The organism is Rhodococcus sp. Leaf225 (assembly GCF_001426145.1).
Taxonomy (GTDB): Bacteria; Actinomycetota; Actinomycetes; order Mycobacteriales; family Mycobacteriaceae; genus Rhodococcoides.
The window spans coordinates 425,585-442,866 of sequence record NZ_LMRN01000021.1; the positions used below are offsets into that span (position 1 = coordinate 425,585).

A 17,282-nucleotide genomic window follows, 5' to 3' on the forward strand; every position below is an offset into this window, starting at 1 on the left:
GGTCGTGCACCATCCCCGCATGCGCATCCGGGGGGACGAACATGAACTGCATCGACTACTGGACGATCAGTCAGGCCTGTTCACGCAATCGCAGGTGACGGCTCTCGGCTACAGCCGAGACAGAGTTCGGCGGCACGTCGAGTCGGGCCGCTGGGCGATCGTTCTTCGGGGCGTCTAAGCCATCGCAGCAGGTCCGCTCGATCGGGAACAGACTCTGCGCGCCGCCCTGCTCTACGGCGGCCCGGACTCCTTGCTCAGTCACCGGAGCGCAGCGGAGGAGTGGGGTCTGCGGCGAGTCTCATCGGGTGCACGCGCCCATGTCACGGTTCCCTACGGCCGTTCGGCGCGGTGCCAGAGTCCCACCAGGGTTCGCTCCCGAGTGACGGCGACGGGACCGGTGGCCCGCGTCGGGTCAGTTCTACATCCCGGGGTCGTGGTGCATCGGTTTCGCGCTCATGCACACATCGTGCACGACGGGCCGCTACCGAGAACCCGTGCGGCCGACACGGCGATCGACCTTGCGACATCCGAATCGACTGCGCGCGAAGCGATGACGAGTCTGGTGTCCTCCGTGAGCAGTCGGATCGTGCGCCTCGACGACATCCGTGAGCGACTCGAGAAGCGTCGCCCCTACCGCTACCGTGTGGCCCTCGAACAGGCTGTGCGGTACATGTCCGACGGGGTGCAGTCCGTTCTCGAACTCGCGTACGCACTCGAGGTCGAGCAGGCGCATGGATTTCCCGTCGGTGCACGTCAGAGCCCTGTTCGCGTCGATGGGCGGACATTGTTCGAGGATGTCGACTATTCGAACGTCGGCGTCGACCTGATCGTTCGCCTGGACGGCCGTCGGTTCCACGCGATGCCCGGCGTGGCCTTCCGCGACCGTCGACGCGACAATGCCGCGGAACTTGCCGGCCGCCCGCGTCTGGTCTTCGGGTACGACGAGGTGGTCGACGATCCCTGCGGTGTCGCACGTGAGGTGACGACCGTCCTCCGTCGTGAGGGGTGGGTAGGCGAGTGGTCGGGCTGCGCCCGTTGTGAGCCTCGTGCGCATCTCTGAACGCGCATGAGGCGCACGGGTCGGAGACACACGGTGTTGTGTTGGCCCCCGGGGCATGCCACAACGGGTAGTGTTGCCGTCAGTGACAATTCGCGGCCACGGCCGCATTTCTCGCAGTCCCCGGCGCACCGCAGGTGCAGCCGTGAAGCAGAGTCATCGATCAGCAGGTAGGTACCCATGGTGAAGCTCATCGATCGCGTCTCCGCGATCAACTGGAACCGCGTCGTCGACGACAAGGATTCCGAGGTCTGGGATCGGCTCACCAGCAACTTCTGGCTGCCCGAGAAGGTGCCGATCTCGAACGACATCCCGTCCTGGGACACGCTGACGGACCACGAGAAGCAGCTCACCATGCGCGTCTTCACGGGTCTGACGCTGCTCGACACGATTCAGGGCACCGTCGGCGCCGTGTCGCTCATCCCGGACGCCATCACTCCGCACGAGGAGGCGGTGTACACCAACATCTCGTTCATGGAGTCGGTGCACGCCAAGTCCTACTCGTCGATCTTCTCGACGCTGTGCTCCACGCGCGACATCGACGATGCGTTCCGCTGGTCGGAGGAGAACCCGAATCTCCAGCGCAAGGCGTCCATCGTCATGGACTACTACAAGGGCGACGACCCGCTCAAGCGCAAGGTCGCCTCGACCCTGCTCGAGTCGTTCCTTTTCTACTCGGGCTTCTACCTGCCGATGTACTGGTCCTCGCGGGCCAAGCTCACCAACACTGCCGACCTCGTGCGCCTGATCATCCGCGACGAGGCCGTGCACGGGTACTACATCGGCTACAAGTACCAGCGCGGACTCGAGACCCGCTCGCCCGCCGAGCGCGAGGAGCTGAAGAACTACACGTTCGATCTGCTCTTCGAGCTGTACGAGAACGAGACCGAGTACACGCAGGACCTCTACGACGAGGTCGGCCTCACTGAGGACGTCAAGAAGTTTCTGCGCTACAACGCGAACAAGGCGCTCATGAACCTCGGCTACGAAGGCCTGTTCCCGAAGGACGAGTGCGACGTAAACCCGGCCATCCTGTCGGCGCTCTCACCCAACGCCGACGAGAACCACGACTTCTTCTCGGGTTCGGGAAGCTCGTACGTCATCGGCAAGGCAGTCAACACCGAGGACGACGACTGGGACTTCTGACCCACCTCACCTCGGGGCACCGTCCGCTTTGCGGGTGGTGCCCTGAGTCATGTCTGGTGAGCACGTCTCGAGTGCGAGGTGCTCCGGTTCCCGCAACCCGCTTCGGTTGTAGCAGGAGCGGGTTGCGGAAACCGGAGCACGTGCGCCGTTGCGCCCTCCTGCAACGGTTGTAGCCACCTTCACCGGTCGTAACCGGTGAAGGTGGCCGAAATCGGTGAGGGTGTCGGGCGCGCCGGACACTGAGCAGCGCTGCACACAGGACGCGGCAGGACGGCACGGTCCGGCGCCACCTACCGCCGGAACCAGGCCTCCGGGCCGTGGTCCAGCGCCTTCGCGATGCGGAGAGTCGAGGTGTCGGTGATGTCCGCGGGCTGCGCATCGCGCGCGAACCACTGCACGTCGAGGTTCTCGTCGTCCGCGACCCGCGCCTCGCCGGCGACGTACCGGGCGAGGAAGCAGACGTCGAGGTACTGGGTGCGGTCGCCGTTCGGGTAGACGATGGGCTCGGTGACGTCGACACTCGTCAACCGCACGAGCTCGGCCGTCACGCCCGTCTCCTCCAGGATCTCCCGGAGGGCGGCCGGTCCGGGTTCCTCGCCGGGCTCGAGGACGCCGGACACCACGGCCCAGAGCTCGTTGTCCTTGCGACGCGTCAGCAGCAGCCGATCGTCGGCGTCGAGCACGACGGCACTGACACCGGAGAGCCAGAGCGGATCGTGACCGATCTTGGCGCGCAGGGTGGTGATGAACTCGGGTATCGGCACTCCCGGAACGCTACCGCCGACGCGTCAGACGTAGCCGTTCAGCGTGTTCGACACGTCGGTGAGGACCGCGCCCGCAGCCACGAGGCCCTCGCCCGACCACACCGTGTCGTCGACGCTGAACACGCGACTGTCCGTCGCGGCGCCGAGGTCCTTCCAGGCGTCCGAGTCCATGACCTCGGTGCCGCGTTCCAGCCCCGCCTGTCCGTCGAACATGACGTAGATCAGGTCGCCCTCCGCGTCGGACAGATCGTCCTGCGGGAGTGCGCGGGTCTCGCCCAGCTGAGGCCCCGGTCGTCGCACGCCCGCCTGCGCGAGTACCTGCCCCGCGAAGCTGTCGTCGCCGAGCAGTTGTGTGCCGTCGGCGCCGAAGCGCACGAGAGACGCCTCGGTGATGCGGGAGTTCTGCTCGCGGCCCACGGTCTCGGCGCGTGCGCGGTACTGCTCCGTCGCACGGGTGGCGGCGTCACGTCGTCCCATCGCCGCGGCCGCGAGCGTGGACCGTTCGAGCCACGACGACGACGCGCGCGTGAGAACGGTCGGGGCGATGCCGTCGAGTTGCGCGGTGACGGCGGGGTCGAGGGCGTCGCCGCCGATGATGACGTCCGGAGCCAGTGCTCGGATCGCGTCGACGTCGGGGGAGCCCTCGGGTCCGACGCCGGCGATCTCGGCGATGCCGGTGCCGAGGTAGTCCGGGCGCAGCAGGCCGGACGGGGGAGCGGTGGGAGCGAGCGGCGCCGTGGGTGCGCCGACGACGCGCTCCCAGGTGCCGACGGCGCACGACGCGTCGAGTGCCGTCATGGTGAGAACCACGACACGTTGCGGATCGGCGGGCACCGTGGTCGCACGGCCGCTGCCGACGACGAGCCGGGTGTCACCTTGCTGACCGACCGAGTCGACCGGCTGCGGGAGCGCGCACAGGCCGGCGGTGTCACGTTCGATGCCGACGACGCCGGCTCCGGCCACGTTCGTGGTGGTCCGGACGATGGTGGAGGCGTCGTCACTCGAGGTGTCGCCGCAGGCAGAGAGGGCGAGCATCGCGGGAATCGTCGCGAGGGCGACGACCGATCGAGCGTGACGACGAGAGCGATCCGACATGGCCGAGACCTTACGGGCAGTCCGGAAGCCGGTCGCTCGGCGAGTGGCGGGCAGGCCGTGCTCCGGTCGTGGAGGCCTTCGGAAGAGGGCCTCCCACGGGCCGGAAAATGCGACACCCGGGTGGAAGTACGACACTTCGTAGGACCCGTGCCGCAGTTCGTGTGTCATGGGGTTACGATCCATAGAGCGCACGAATTTCATGCGTCCACCTCGGGCACGGGGAGACGCGCTTTCAGGAGGATCAGTGACTGCCCTAGCGCCCCAGCCAGTCCCCGAGCTGACGGCTTCACGGCCGTACCCGCCCCGTATGGGGCCCAAGGGATCGTTCATCCACAAGATGGTGACGACCACCGATCCGAAGACGCTCGGGATCATGTACATGGTCACGTCGTTCGGCTTCTTCTTGTTCGGTGGCGTCCTCGCACTGCTCATGCGTGCGGAGCTCGCCCTCCCGGGCATGCAGTTCCTGTCGAACGAGCAGTACAACCAGCTCTTCACCATGCACGGCACGATCATGTTGCTGCTGTACGCGACGCCCATCGTGTTCGCGTTCGCCAACTACATCCTCCCGCTGCAGATCGGTGCGCCCGACGTGGCGTTCCCACGTCTGAACGCGTTCAGCTACTGGCTGTACCTGTTCGGCGCACTCATCGCCTCGGCGGGCTTCATCACCCCCGGGGGCGCTGCAGACTTCGGCTGGACGGCCTACACGCCGCTCACCGACGCCGTGCACTCGCCGGGCGTGGGCGCGGACTTCTGGATCATGGGCCTCGCGCTCTCGGGCCTCGGCACCATCCTCGGTGGCGTGAACATGATCACGACGGTCATCTGCCTGCGTGCCCCGGGCATGACCATGTTCCGGATGCCCATCTTCACCTGGAACATCTTCGTGACGATGATCCTCGTGCTGCTCGCCTTCCCGCTGCTCACCGCGGCACTGCTGGGACTGGCGGCCGACCGACACCTGGGTGCGCACCTGTTCGATCCGGCCACGGGCGGTGTGTTGCTGTGGCAGCACCTGTTCTGGTTCTTCGGTCACCCCGAGGTGTACATCATCGCGCTGCCGTTCTTCGGCATCGTGTCGGAGATCTTCCCGGTCTTCTCCCGTAAGCCGCTGTTCGGTTACACGGGCCTGATCTACGCCACCATCGCCATCGCGGCGCTGTCCATCGCCGTGTGGGCCCACCACATGTACGCGACCGGTGCGGTGCTGCTGCCGTTCTTCTCCTTCATGACGTTCCTCATCGCCGTCCCGACGGGTGTGAAGTTCTTCAACTGGATCGGCACGATGTGGAAGGGCCAGCTGACGTTCGAGACGCCGATGCTGTTCTCGGTCGGCTTCCTGGTCACGTTCCTCTTCGGTGGTCTGTCCGGTGTGCTGCTCGCCAGCCCGCCCATCGACTTCCACGTCACCGACTCCTACTTCGTGGTGGCGCACTTCCACTACGTGCTGTTCGGCACGATCGTGTTCGCGACCTACGCCGGTATCTACTTCTGGTTCCCGAAGATGACGGGCCGGATGATGGACGAGGCTCTCGGCAAGTGGCACTTCTGGGCCACCTTCGTCGGCTTCCACGCCACGTTCCTGGTGCAGCACTGGCTCGGCGCCGAGGGATTCCCGCGTCGCTACGCGGACTACCTCCCGTCCGACGGCTTCACGGTGCTCAACTCGATCTCGACGGTCGGTGCCTTCGTCCTCGGCGCCTCGACGTTGCCGTTCCTCTGGAACGTCTTCAAGAGCTACCGCTACGGCGAGGTCGTCACGGTCGACGATCCGTGGGGCTACGGCAACTCCCTGGAGTGGGCGACCAGCTGCCCGCCGCCGCGCCACAACTTCGTGGAGCTCCCGCGTATCCGCTCCGAGCGCCCCGCGTTCGAGCTGCACTACCCGCACATGGTCGAACGCATGCGAGACGAAGCGCATGTGGGACCGGGCCACGGTGGAGGCAAGACCACCGAGGTGCTCGAGCAGGCACGCCGCGCGCCGATCGCGACCAGCGATCACGAAGGTTCGGGCGACCGCGACAAGTAGTCCTCTCGTTCCACGACCGTTCCAGCGACGAGCCCCTCTCCTCACGGTGAGGGGCTTTTCGTGTGACAAGGAGATACCTCGATGGTGGAGACACCACCCCCGCCGACGTCCGTGCTCGTGACGGTCACCGGCGGTGACAAGCCCGGTGTCACATCCGTGCTCTTCGCCTCGCTGGCGCGACACGACGTCAGCGTCGTGGACGTGGAGCAGGTGGTCATTCGCGGTCGCCTGACGCTCGGTGTCCTGGGCAGTTGCCCCGGGGACGTCGAGAGTTTGCAGGAGCACCTCGAGGAGGCCATGGGCACGGTGGGTGTCCACGTCGACGTCGAGGTCGGGGGAGCGCACGGTCGTTCGCCCCTCTCCACCCACGTCGTCGTCGTGTTGGGACGGCCCGTCACCGCGCGAGCCATCAGCGTGCTGTCGAGCGAACTCGCGCGACAGGGCGCCAACATCGACTCGATCCGCGGTATCGCCGACTACCCGGTCACGGGACTCGAGCTGTTGGTCTCGGCCCGTCCGCAGGAGGAGGGCGGGCTGTCGAGCGACGAGGCCGACGAGGCGTTGCGGTCGGCGCTCGCGACCGTGGCTGCCGGAGTCGGTATCGACGTCGCCGTCGAACGGTCCGGACTGGCTCGTCGAGCGAAGCGCCTCATCGTGTTCGACGTCGACTCGACGCTGGTGCAGGGCGAGGTCATCGAGATGCTCGCGGCGCGGGCCGGAGTCGAGGACGAGGTCCGAGCCGTCACCGAGGCGGCCATGCGAGGCGAGATCGACTTCGCGGAGTCACTGCACCGTCGAGTCGCGACCCTGGCCGGGTTGGACGCATCGGTCATCGACGACGTCGCCGAGGATCTCGAGCTCACGCCGGGCGCGCGCACCACCATTCGGACGTTGCGACGACTCGGCTATCACTGCGGCGTGGTGTCGGGCGGTTTCCGGCAGGTGATTGAGGGCTTGGCGCACGAGCTCGAACTGGACTTCGTGAAGGCGAACACCCTGGAGATCGTCGACGGCAAGCTCACCGGGCGCGTGATCGGCGATGTCGTCGATCGCGCGGCGAAGGCGGTGGCGCTGCGCCAGTTCGCCTCACAGGTCGGCGTGCCGATGGAGCAGACGGTGGCGGTCGGCGACGGTGCCAACGACATCGACATGCTCACCGCGGCGGGTCTCGGCATCGCCTTCAACGCGAAGCCGGCGCTGCGCGAGGTCGCGGACGCGGCGCTGTCCTATCCGTTCCTCGACGCGCTGCTCTTCGTCCTCGGTGTCACCCGCAGTGAGATCGAGGCCGCCGACTCCCTCGACGGCGGGGTTCGCCGCATCCCCATCCCGTGATCGACGAGGGTCCCCTGGAGGACGTCCGGCCGTCCACCCTCGAGGAGCGCCACGCGGTGCTGGTGGCCGGGACGAGTGCGGCCGGTTCCTACGGCTCGCGAGTCGATCCGCCCGATCCTGCCGACGTGCGCGCGATGCCGCTGGTGCTCCACATCCCCAAGGTCGATCCGCCGGCCCGGTCCGACCTGCTGGCCGCGGCGGCGTCCGCGACGCTGCAGGTGTGCCTGGACGAGCGCATCGCCCCGGGCGGTCCCTGGCACGAGGAGTACACGGCGTGGCTGGGTGCGCGGATCCGCAAGGTGTCCCGTCGCGCGCGGGGCGCGCAGTGGACGGCGGCGCAGGAGGTGGACGGCGTGACCGTCGACGTGGGCGGGGCGTCGGCTCGGGCCTATGTGCCGTGCCGTGTGGGTGATCTGGACCCGAGGCTGCGCAAGCTCCAGGTTGGAGGCACCGACCTGCCGGCCGACGACCCGGGATCGCACGCCGAGGGTGCCGTGCGGCTCTGGGTGGACGCGGAGCTCGAGATGACCGTCGGCAAGACCGCCGCCCAGGTGGGACACGCCGTGATGCTCGCTGCCGGTGCCATGACGGTCGAGGACGTCCGGGCGTGGCAGGACGCGCAGTGGGCCGTCAGCGTCCGTGATGCCGATGCCGAGACCTGGTCTCGCCTCGCGGCCGAGTGCGAGCGCGGCACCGCCGTCGGCGTGCGGGACGCGGGCTACACGGAGGTCGCCCCCGGGTCGATGACCGTGATCGCCGAGCTGGACGTCCCGCGCACCGCCTGAGTCAGGACGGGATCGTCGAGATGTAGACGAGCACGATCGGACCGGCCACTCGGACGGTGCTTCCCGCGGTGACGGGCGACGCGTCCACCGGTCGACCGTCGGGTGTCGCGGAGTCGAAGACGGGAACGTAACCGGGAGCCTCGTTCGGCCCGTGTCGACGGTGATCGGGGAGGACGATGTTCGCATCGCCTCCCGAGTGCACCACCAGCAGAGCCGAATCGAAGGTCTCCGCCTCGACCCCTGCGTGTCGGAGCGCGGGGATGCGCACGTCGGATCCGTCGACCCAGGCCTGCAGGGTACGGGCGTGATCGTCGTTCCACCGATCGCCGACGATCTCGGCCCCGTCGTGGTCGAACCACATGAGATCCGGTTCGCCGCTGGGTGTGTCACGACCGGCGAAGAACTCTTGTTGGCGCAGAACGGGTGCCGATCGACGCAGCCGCAGTGCTCGTCCCAGAGTCGCCGTCAGGGCGTCGTCCCGTCTCGACCAGTCGATCGCGTGCGCATCCGCGGCCGATGTTTCCTGCGGCACGCAGTAGGCATTGTTGTTGCCGTGCTGCGTGTGTCCCAGTTCGTCGCCGGCCAGGAACATCGGTGTCCCGGTGGACAGGGCCAGGGTCGACAGCAGCGCACGCACGTGTCGATCGCGCGCCGCGAGCACGGCGGGGTCCTCGGTCTCGCCCTCGACGCCGTGATTCACCGAGAGGTTGTTGTCGGTGCCGTCGCGGTTGGACTCGCCGTTGGCCTCGTTGTGCTTGGCGTTGTAGGACACCAGGTCTCGCGCGGTGAAGCCGTCGTGAGCGGTGACGAAGTTGACGGACGCCCACGGCCTGCGTCCGGTCGGCGCGAACAGATCCTCGGATCCCGCGAGGCGTGACGCCAGCTCACGCACACCGCCGTGCCCGGCGAAGAAGCGGCGCAGCGTGTCTCGGTAGCGGTCGTTCCACTCGCTCCACACGCCGCCGAACCCGCCGACCTGGTACCCGGGCCCGGTCGCGTCCCACGGCTCGGCGATCAGCTTGGCGCGGCACAGGATCGGGTCGGCGGCGATGGCGCTCAACATCGGGGCGTGCGGATCGAAGCGCCATCCGCCCGGCCTGCCCAGAGTGCTGGCGAGATCGAAGCGGAAGCCGTCGACCCCCAGTTCGGTGACCCAGTACCGCAACGAGTCGCAGACCATCCGGACGACGGCCGGGGACGCGGCGTCGACGGTGTTGCCGCATCCCGTCAGATCGATGTCGTGACCGCGGGCGTCCAGCAGGTAGTACCCGCGCGCGTCCAGGCCGCGCCACGAGAGGGAGGGGCCGTCGACACCGCCCTCGCAGGTGTGGTTGTAGACGACGTCGAGGATCACCTCGATACCCGCCTCGTGCAGCGTGTCCACCATCGTGCGGAACTCGGTGACCTCGGCGCCGGGGACCGAGGCGTACGACGGTTCGACGGCGAAGTACGAGCCGGTGCTGTAGCCCCAGTGGTTGCGCATCCCTCGGGCGCGCACACCGGGTTCGGTGAGGCACGCGTGCACCGGAAGCAGTTCCACCGCCGTCACACCCAGCGTACGAAGGTGCTCGAGCACCGCAGGGTGAACGAGTCCGAGGTAGGTGCCGCGTAGATTCTCGGGGACGTCCGGATGGGCACCGGTGAACGACCCGACGTGCACCTCGTACACGACGGTGCGGTCCCAGTCGGTCTCGAGTCGCGGTGCGTCCGAGGCCGGCAGGGGAGCGGTGACCACCGCGAGGGGAGCGTGTCCCAGTGAGTCGACCGTCGACTGCGGTCCGAACGGGTCGTCGCGATACGGCAGGAGGGCTCGCGCGTCGCCGAGGCTGCCGACGATGCGCCGTGCGTAGGGGTCGAGAAGGATCTTGTGCGGATCGAACCGGTGACCGGCCTCGGGATTCCACGGTCCGGAGACGCGGTAGCCGTAGACGGATCCGACGCCGGCCTCGGCGACCACACCGTGCCAGATGCCGTACGTGCGCTGGGTGAGGAGGTGACGCGACTCCCGTGAGTCGGGGCCCGACCCGTCCACCAGACACACCTCGACGGCGTGCGCGTCGGGTGCGTGCACGGCGAAGCAGACGCCGCCCTCCACGGGGTGGGCGCCCAGCGGGAAGGGCCTGCCCGACGCGGCGGCGGACTTCGGTGAGTTCTGTTCGTGCGACACGCGTGCTGATCCTGCCGTGGATGCACCCCGCGCGTGCGGGAAGATGGAAGGCGTGTCCTCTCCTGACCCAGACCTGCTCGTCGAACTCGCCGATGTCTCCGTCGTCCGCGGAGGGACGACCCTCGTCGGCCCCGTCTCCTGGAACGTGGAGCTGGACGAGCGGTGGGTGGTCCTCGGACCGAACGGTGCGGGCAAGACCACGCTGCTGCGCGTCGCCGCGGCGGAGATCTACCCGACCTCCGGCACCGCGCACGTGCTCGGCGAGACGCTCGGGCACGTCGACATCTCGGAACTCAAGCCGCGCATCGGCCTGTCGTCCTCTGCTCTCGCCGGACGCATCCCGTCCGACGAGGTGGTGGCCGATCTGGTCGTGTCGGCGGGGTACGCGGTGCTCGGTCGCTGGCGTGAGAAGTACGACGAGGTGGACGACGAGCGTGCGGTCGACATGCTCGAGACGGCCGGTATCGAGCATCTCGCTCGCCGGACCTTCGGGACGCTGTCCGAGGGCGAACGCAAGCGTGTCCTGATCGCCCGCGCTCTGATGACGGACCCCGAGTTGCTGCTGCTCGACGAGCCGGCCGCGGGTCTCGACCTCGGAGGCCGCGAGGATCTCGTCGCCATCCTCACCGACCTCGCACTCGACCCCGACGCCCCCGCGACGGTGCTGATCACGCACCACGTGGAGGAGATCCCACCGGGCTTCACCCACGCGATGCTGCTCAAGGAGGGCGGAGTCGTGGCGCAGGGTCTCATCGACGACGTCATCACGGAGGAGAACCTGTCCACCGCGTTCAGTCAGGCCATCGCCCTCGAGCGCACCGACGGGCGCTTCTTCGCGCGGCGCAAGCGGTCGCGGTCGTCCCATCGGCGAGCGCGGTGACCGAACCGGTCGCGCTGCGGGACGCCTCCACCGTCATCCTGCTGCGCGATGCGCCGGCAGGGCTCGAGGTCTTCCTGCAGCGGCGAGTCGGACGGATGGCGTTCGCCGCCGGCATGACGGTCTTCCCGGGCGGCGGTGTGGATCCGACCGATCGCACGCCCGCGGACGGGGAGGACCGGTGGGCCGGCCCGTCACCCGCGTGGTGGGCGGCACGGTTCGGCACCGTCGACGACGCCGCGGCGCGGGCCCTGGTGCTCGCCGCGGTGCGCGAGACCTTCGAGGAGTGCGGTGTCCTGTTCGCCGGGCCCGACGCGCACACCGTCGTCGCGGACACGTCCGATCACGCCGACCGGCGTCGTGCCGTCGAGAAGCATGAGATCTCTTTCGGTGAGTTCCTGGCCGAGACCCGACTGGTGGTGCGCTCCGATCTGCTGCGCCCGCACGCCCGTTGGATCACGCCCGAGGGCGAGACGACCCGTCGGTACGACACCCGCTTCTTCGTCGCGGCGCTCCCGTCCGGGCAACGTCCCGACGGCGAGACGTCCGAGGCCGTCGACGCCGCGTGGGTGGGGCCCGCGGATGCCCTCGACGAGTTCCGTCGCGGCGACCGCATGCTGATGCCGCCCACCTGGGCGTGCCTGCGGCATCTCGCCGGTCACGGGTCGGTGGCCGAGGCCATGGCCGCAGAGGCCGATCTGGCGCCGGTGCAGCCCGTCATCAGCGGATCGGGTGGATCCGTGCGGGTGAACTTCGACGGCGCCGACGAGTATCGCGCCGACCTCCCCCCACGCACCGAGCGGACGTCGAACAGCTAGCGTGCTGGCCATGGCTGAATTCGTGACTCTCGACGTGACCGACGGCATCGGCACCATCCGGCTCTCCCGGCCGCCGATGAACGCTCTGAACCGCCAGGTGCAGGGTGAGCTCCTCGAGGTGTCGCGGGCCGCCGCCGAGGATCCGGATGTCAAGGCGGTCATCGTGTACGGCGGTGAGAAGGTGTTCGCCGCCGGCGCGGACATCAAGGAGATGGCGGAGATGTCCGCGGGTCAGATGACCGACGCGATCGGCGCTCTGCAGGCCGGTCTCGGAGCGATCGCGTCCATCCCGAAGCCCACCGTCGCCGCCATCACCGGATACGCCCTCGGCGGCGGTCTGGAGGTCGCCCTCGGTGCCGATCGCCGCATCGCGGGCGACAACGCGAAGCTCGGCGTCCCCGAGGTGCTGCTCGGCGTCATTCCCGGCGGTGGCGGCACCCAGCGACTCGCCCGGCTGATCGGCCCGAGCCGCGCGAAGGACATGGTGTTCACCGGCCGTTTCGTCGGGGCCGAGGAGGCGCTCGCCGTCGGTCTCGTGGACGAGGTGGTGGCCCCCGATGCCGTGTACGAGGCGGCGCGCACGTGGGCCGGTCAGTTCGTCCGCGGTGCCTCGCGCGCCCTCGCCGCAGCCAAGGCGGCCATCGACGAGGGTCTGGACACCGACCTCGCGACGGGCCTGAAGATCGAGGCGCACGTCTTCGCCTCGCTGTTCGGTACCGAGGACCGCGCGATCGGCATGGCGTCGTTCCTCGAGAACGGCCCGGGCAAGGCCGACTTCACCGGCAACTAGCCTCCCGCACTCGTTCAGATAGGGTTCCCTTCCATGACCGCTCGTGAACCGCACACCGACACCGCCGCCTCGACCGCACCGTCGGATCCGGCGCCGCGCCCGCACGCGAGTGCCGAGGAAGTGCAGGCCGCACGGTCGGACACCAAGCTGGCCCAGGTGCTCTACCACGACTGGGAAGCGGAGACCTACGACGACAAGTGGTCGATCTCCTACGACCAGCGCTGCATCGACTACGCCCGCGGCCGTTTCGACGCGGTGGCCGGATCCGAGGCCCTGCCGTACGGTCGCGCGCTGGAACTGGGCTGCGGTACCGGCTTCTTCCTGCTCAACCTCATGCAGAGCGGCGTCGCCGCGACCGGGTCGGTCACGGACCTGTCGCCGGGCATGGTCAAGGTCGCGCTGCGCAACGCCGAGAACCTGGGCCTCGACGTGGACGGCCGCGTCGCCGATGCCGAGACCATCCCGTACGAGGACGACACGTTCGATCTCGTCGTCGGTCACGCGGTGCTGCACCACATCCCGGACGTGGAGCAGTCTCTGCGCGAGGTGCTGCGCGTGCTCAAGCCCGGCGGCCGGTTCGTGTTCGCGGGCGAGCCGACGACGGTGGGCAACTTCTACGCGCGGTGGCTGGGGCGTCTCACGTGGGAGGCCACGACCCGCACGACGCGGTTGCCGTTCCTCGCGGACTGGCGTCGCCCGCAGCAGGAGCTGGACGAGTCGTCCCGTGCCGCGGCACTCGAGGCCGTCGTCGATCTGCACACCTTCGACCCGACGGAGCTCGAGAACATCGCCGTCGCCGCGGGTGCGGACGACGTGCAGGCCAAGACCGAGGAGTTCGCCGCAGCGCTGCTGGGCTGGCCGGTCCGCACCTTCGAGGCGGCGGTGCCGGCGGAGAAGCTGGGTTGGGGCTGGGCGAGGTTCGCGTTCAACGGCTGGAAGTCGCTGTCCTGGCTCGACGAGAACGTGCTGCACCACGTCGTGCCCCGTGGCTACTTCTACAACGTGATGATCACGGGCACGAAGCCGGACACCGGCGCGCTCTGACGCGTCGGTGGGATACTCGTTCGACCTCGACGACGTCGAGTACCTGGCCGGGGCGTCCGACGCGCTGGCCGCGGTCGGTGACCGTGCGCTGACACCCGCCACGCTGGTCTCGGACATCGGCCGGATCCGCAGCGCCTTCGGTGACCGCGCCGCCGCGCTGATCGAGACGGTCACCCTGCGCCGCAAGGCCGCGACCAAGCTGCCGTTCGCCGGAACGTGGTTGGTCACCGACGACGCGGTGCAGCAGGCCACCACCGAACAGGTGTCCCGGCACCGGGCCGAGCGGCTGCGCGGACGTCGCATCCACGACGTCACCTGCTCGATCGGCACCGAACTGCACACCCTGCACTCGGTCGCGGACATCGTGGTGGGCAGCGATCTCGATCCGGTGCGGTTGGCCATGGCACGACACAACGTTCCCGACGTGGCCGTGCTGCGTGCCGACGCGGTGGTCCCCACCACGCGCGGCACCGTCGTCGTCGCCGACCCCGGCCGCCGCGCCGGCGGCCGCCGCCGTCACGACCCCGCAGCCCTCGAACCCCCGCTTCCGGACCTCCTCGACGCCTATGCCGGCCGCGACCTGGTGGTCAAGTGCGCACCGGGTCTCGACGTCGACCGTCTCGACCTCACGAGCCGACACACGCGGGCCGAGGTCGAACTCGTCTCCCTCGACGGCGCCGTCCGCGAGGCGTGCCTCTGGCTGGGGGAGGTGGCGGACCCCGCTGTGCGTCGCCGTGCGACGGTGCTCCGGTCGGACGGTTCCGCGTGGGAGGTGACGGACGCCGACTCGGACGCCATCGACGACGATCGTGCCCCTGGCAGGTACATCGTCGATCCCGACGGCGCCGTCGTGCGGGCCGGTCTCGTGCGCCACTACGCCGCGAGACATGGACTGTGGCAACTGGATCCACGCATCGCGCACCTCACGGGAGACGCGATACCGGAGGGGACGACGGGCTTCGAGATCCTCGACAGGTTGCCCTTCACCGAGAAGGTGTTGCGCAAGCGGCTCGCGGAGCTGGGATGCGGGTCGCTCGAGATTCTCGTCCGCGGCATCGACGTCGATCCCGCGTTGCTGCGCCCCCGGCTCGATCTCCGGGGCACCGTGCCGCTGGGGCTCGTGATCACCCGGATCGGGCGCTCGGGGGTGGCCTTCGTGTGCGGGCCGCGTACCGGGCCTCAGCGGAACGAGTAGAGGGATCCCAGCGCGGTCGGGACGACCACCTCGCCGTCCGAGCCGACGACGACTCCGGGGCTGTAGCCCTCGGCGCCGGGGAGCGCGTCGGTGTCGACCGTCTCGCCGGTGGCCGTGTCGAAGGTGACGAGTGCGAGCCCGTCACCTTCGCCGACCACCGTGTAGCCCGTGGTGCCACCCGCCAGTGCGGAGGAACCCTGTGTCACGAGATCTGGCCGCTCCCAGACCGTTTCGGGTCGCTCGCCCGCATCGCGGATCGCCCGCAGATGCGACCCCGCGCCGCCCGCGGGGACGATGGTGCCGTCCGCAGCGACGGACACACTTCCTGCCGCGCGGTCACCGACGAAGTAGGACCAGATCTCGGAGCCGTCCTCGGTGGAGTACGCACGCACGGTGCCCTCGACGTCCGTGAGGTACACACGGTCACCGTCGGGTGACACCACGGGGCTCGACGTCACGGCGGCGGGAAGCAGGGGCGACGACCACGCCTCGGTGAGGCCGGGGGAGTCCCCGCCGGTGTAGGACAGCGCCACGAGCTGGGGAGCGATGGCGCCGGCGCGCCACAGGACGAGGTAGACGGTCGAGGACTCCAGATCGACGGCCGGTGCCGCCGCGACGGCGCAGTCCGGCCCACCGCCCAGGCAGGCCAGCAGACCGTCGTCCGCGGGCCGCAGCGTGGTGTTCGGCGCGTCCAGGGGCGTGGGATTGGGGTTCAGGTCCAGTACGGGTGCGACCGCGTTCCCGGTCTGGTTGCTCAGCACGTTGATCTGACCGAACTGGGTGACCACCAGGACGTTGCCGTCGGGCAGGAACTGCGGGGTGCGCGGTACTCCGTAGACCGGTGTGCGCCAGCGCAGTTGACCGTTCTGGTTGATCGAGCTCATGCTGCCGTCGTCACCGGCGTAGAGGTTGGACGCCGAGTCGGCGACCGCGGTCGACGAGACGCCGGAGGGTCCGAGCGAGTTGCAGAACCGCTTGCGTCCGGTCTCGCCCTGGAACGATCCGAGCGCGCAGCCGGCGTCTCCGGTCATCGTCACCGTGATCTGACCGTTGGGCGCGACGGAGGGACGTGTGGACGTCGGAGCGCCGAGAGGGCGGGTCCAGTCGAGAGCGAGGGAGCGACTGCCCTCGGTGGTCACGGAGGCGGAGTTGTGGGCGTCGGCGAGACCGCCGCGCCAGCCCTCGTCGCCCAGGATGTCGATGGGCCCGGAGTCACTGCCACAGGCCCCGAGGGCGAGGGCGCCGACCGCGAGGAGAGCGGCACCGGCTCGACGAGTGCGCACCGAGGTACGCGGGTTCTCGTCGTGCATGCACTCTCCTGATGTCGGGTGATCGGCTCGCACGAGACTAACGGCTGAAACGATGCGTCACGGTTCCGACCCCCGGTGGTCGGCCCCCGGGTTCCCTGCGGCGGCGCCGACAGTAATGTGCCGCCCATGACCAGCATGTGGAACGCGCCGTTGCGCACCCGGTGGCGAGGATCGCGGCGACGTGACCCCGACCAGGCGCGCTTCCTCACGCTCGCGTCGCTGCGCTGGGTGATCGGCCACAAGGCGTACACGCCCTGGTACCTGGTGCGGTACTACCGCCTCGCGCGTTTCAAGGCCGCGAACCCGCACGTGGTGCTGCGCGGAATGGTGTTCCTCGGCAAGAACGTCGAGATCCACGCGACGCCCGAGCTGGCGCGACTCGAGATCGGTCGCTGGGTGCACATCGGTGACGGCAACGCGATCCGCTGCCACGAGGGGTCGCTGCGCATCGGTGACAAGGTGGTGTTCGGCAAGGACAACGTCGTCAACACCTATCTCGACATCGAGATCGGTGCGTCCACCCTCGTCGCCGACTGGTGCTACATCTGCGATTTCGATCATCGGACCGAGGACATCACGGTGCCGATCAAGGATCAGGGCATCGTCAAGTCGCCGGTGCGGATCGGCCCGGACACGTGGATCGCCGCGAAGGTGACCGTGCTGCGGGAGACCGTCGTCGGTCGCGGCTGCGTCCTGGGCGCGCACGCGGTGGTCAAGGGTCACGTGCCCGACTACGGGATCGCGGTCGGCGCACCCGCACGAGTGGTCCGGAACCGTCGCACCGACTGGGAGGCCGGCGCGGAGGACCGCGCGGCGTACGTCGCCGCACTGGAGGACATCGCCCGCAAGAAGTCGCTCGGGAGCGAGTGA

The 17,282-nt window shown here is 69.0% G+C and carries 14 protein-coding genes and 1 pseudogene; 11 read left to right on the forward strand and 4 right to left on the reverse strand.

The features are described 5' to 3' along the window. Nucleotides 1–19: 19 nt before the first annotated feature. A pseudogene (locus ASG69_RS17125) lies at nt 20–1,060 on the forward strand (hypothetical protein). 177 nt (nt 1,061–1,237) lie between these two features. Then, complete coding sequence (gene nrdF, locus ASG69_RS17130) at nt 1,238–2,203, forward strand: class 1b ribonucleoside-diphosphate reductase subunit beta (RefSeq protein ID WP_056445506.1); 966 nt, start codon at nt 1,238–1,240, stop codon at nt 2,201–2,203. 290 nt (nt 2,204–2,493) lie between these two features. Here the strand turns inward: nrdF and ASG69_RS17135 are convergent, their stop codons facing one another. Further along, nucleotides 2,494–2,967, reverse strand: a complete 474-nt coding sequence (locus ASG69_RS17135; RefSeq protein ID WP_056445503.1) for an NUDIX hydrolase — start codon at nt 2,965–2,967, stop codon at nt 2,494–2,496. A gap of 24 nt (nt 2,968–2,991) precedes the next feature. Next, nucleotides 2,992–4,062, reverse strand: coding sequence for an ABC transporter substrate-binding protein (locus ASG69_RS17140; protein ID WP_027507043.1), 1,071 nt, complete (start codon nt 4,060–4,062; stop codon nt 2,992–2,994). A gap of 244 nt (nt 4,063–4,306) precedes the next feature. Between ASG69_RS17140 and ctaD the strand changes: the two genes are divergently transcribed. From ctaD to ASG69_RS17155, 3 genes are all read left to right on the forward strand, one after another. Next, entirely contained in the window at nt 4,307–6,094 is a 1,788-nt protein-coding gene (gene ctaD, locus ASG69_RS17145; RefSeq protein ID WP_027507042.1) for an aa3-type cytochrome oxidase subunit I, read from the forward strand. An 81-nt stretch (nt 6,095–6,175) separates the two neighbouring features. Then, nucleotides 6,176–7,426, forward strand: coding sequence for a phosphoserine phosphatase SerB (serB, locus tag ASG69_RS17150; protein ID WP_027507041.1), 1,251 nt, complete (start codon nt 6,176–6,178; stop codon nt 7,424–7,426). Further along, nucleotides 7,423–8,211: a peptidyl-tRNA hydrolase gene (locus tag ASG69_RS17155; RefSeq protein WP_056445500.1), complete on the forward strand. Its 789-nt coding sequence runs from the start codon at nt 7,423–7,425 to the stop codon at nt 8,209–8,211. Before serB ends, ASG69_RS17155 begins: the two co-directional genes overlap by 4 nt. Before the next feature lies 1 nt (nt 8,212). Here the strand turns inward: ASG69_RS17155 and glgX are convergent, their stop codons facing one another. Further along, nucleotides 8,213–10,378, reverse strand: coding sequence for a glycogen debranching protein GlgX (glgX, locus tag ASG69_RS17160; RefSeq protein ID WP_056445497.1), 2,166 nt, complete (start codon nt 10,376–10,378; stop codon nt 8,213–8,215). Between the two features lie 43 nt (nt 10,379–10,421). On the opposite strand from glgX, the gene ASG69_RS17165 reads away from it, so the two are divergent. Genes ASG69_RS17165 through ASG69_RS17185 form a run of 5 tightly spaced genes read left to right on the forward strand, consistent with a single transcriptional unit; the run spans nt 10,422 to nt 15,102 of the window. Continuing rightward, complete coding sequence (locus ASG69_RS17165; protein WP_027507055.1) at nt 10,422–11,258, forward strand: ABC transporter ATP-binding protein; 837 nt, start codon at nt 10,422–10,424, stop codon at nt 11,256–11,258. Continuing rightward, nucleotides 11,255–12,073 (forward strand): NUDIX hydrolase, encoded by an 819-nt coding sequence (locus tag ASG69_RS17170; RefSeq protein ID WP_056445495.1) that lies wholly within the window; start codon nt 11,255–11,257, stop codon nt 12,071–12,073. The genes ASG69_RS17165 and ASG69_RS17170 overlap by 4 nt, the downstream gene beginning before the upstream one ends. Before the next feature lie 10 nt (nt 12,074–12,083). Then, nucleotides 12,084–12,863, forward strand: a complete 780-nt coding sequence (locus tag ASG69_RS17175) for an enoyl-CoA hydratase/isomerase family protein (protein WP_056446209.1) — start codon at nt 12,084–12,086, stop codon at nt 12,861–12,863. A 33-nt stretch (nt 12,864–12,896) separates the two neighbouring features. Continuing rightward, nucleotides 12,897–13,907, forward strand: coding sequence for a class I SAM-dependent methyltransferase (locus ASG69_RS17180; RefSeq protein ID WP_027507036.1), 1,011 nt, complete (start codon nt 12,897–12,899; stop codon nt 13,905–13,907). A gap of 7 nt (nt 13,908–13,914) precedes the next feature. Continuing rightward, entirely contained in the window at nt 13,915–15,102 is a 1,188-nt protein-coding gene (locus ASG69_RS17185) for a THUMP-like domain-containing protein (protein ID WP_027507035.1), read from the forward strand. Here the strand turns inward: ASG69_RS17185 and ASG69_RS17190 are convergent. Next, nucleotides 15,087–16,412 carry an outer membrane protein assembly factor BamB family protein gene (locus ASG69_RS17190; protein WP_081821448.1) on the reverse strand — a complete coding sequence of 442 codons (1,326 nt, stop codon included), beginning with the start codon at nt 16,410–16,412 and terminating at the stop codon, nt 15,087–15,089. The genes ASG69_RS17185 and ASG69_RS17190 overlap by 16 nt on opposite strands. A gap of 126 nt (nt 16,413–16,538) precedes the next feature. On the opposite strand from ASG69_RS17190, the gene ASG69_RS17195 reads away from it, so the two are divergent. Beyond that, on the forward strand, nt 16,539–17,282 hold the full coding sequence (locus ASG69_RS17195; protein WP_027507033.1) for an acyltransferase: 744 nt from the start codon (nt 16,539–16,541) through the stop codon (nt 17,280–17,282).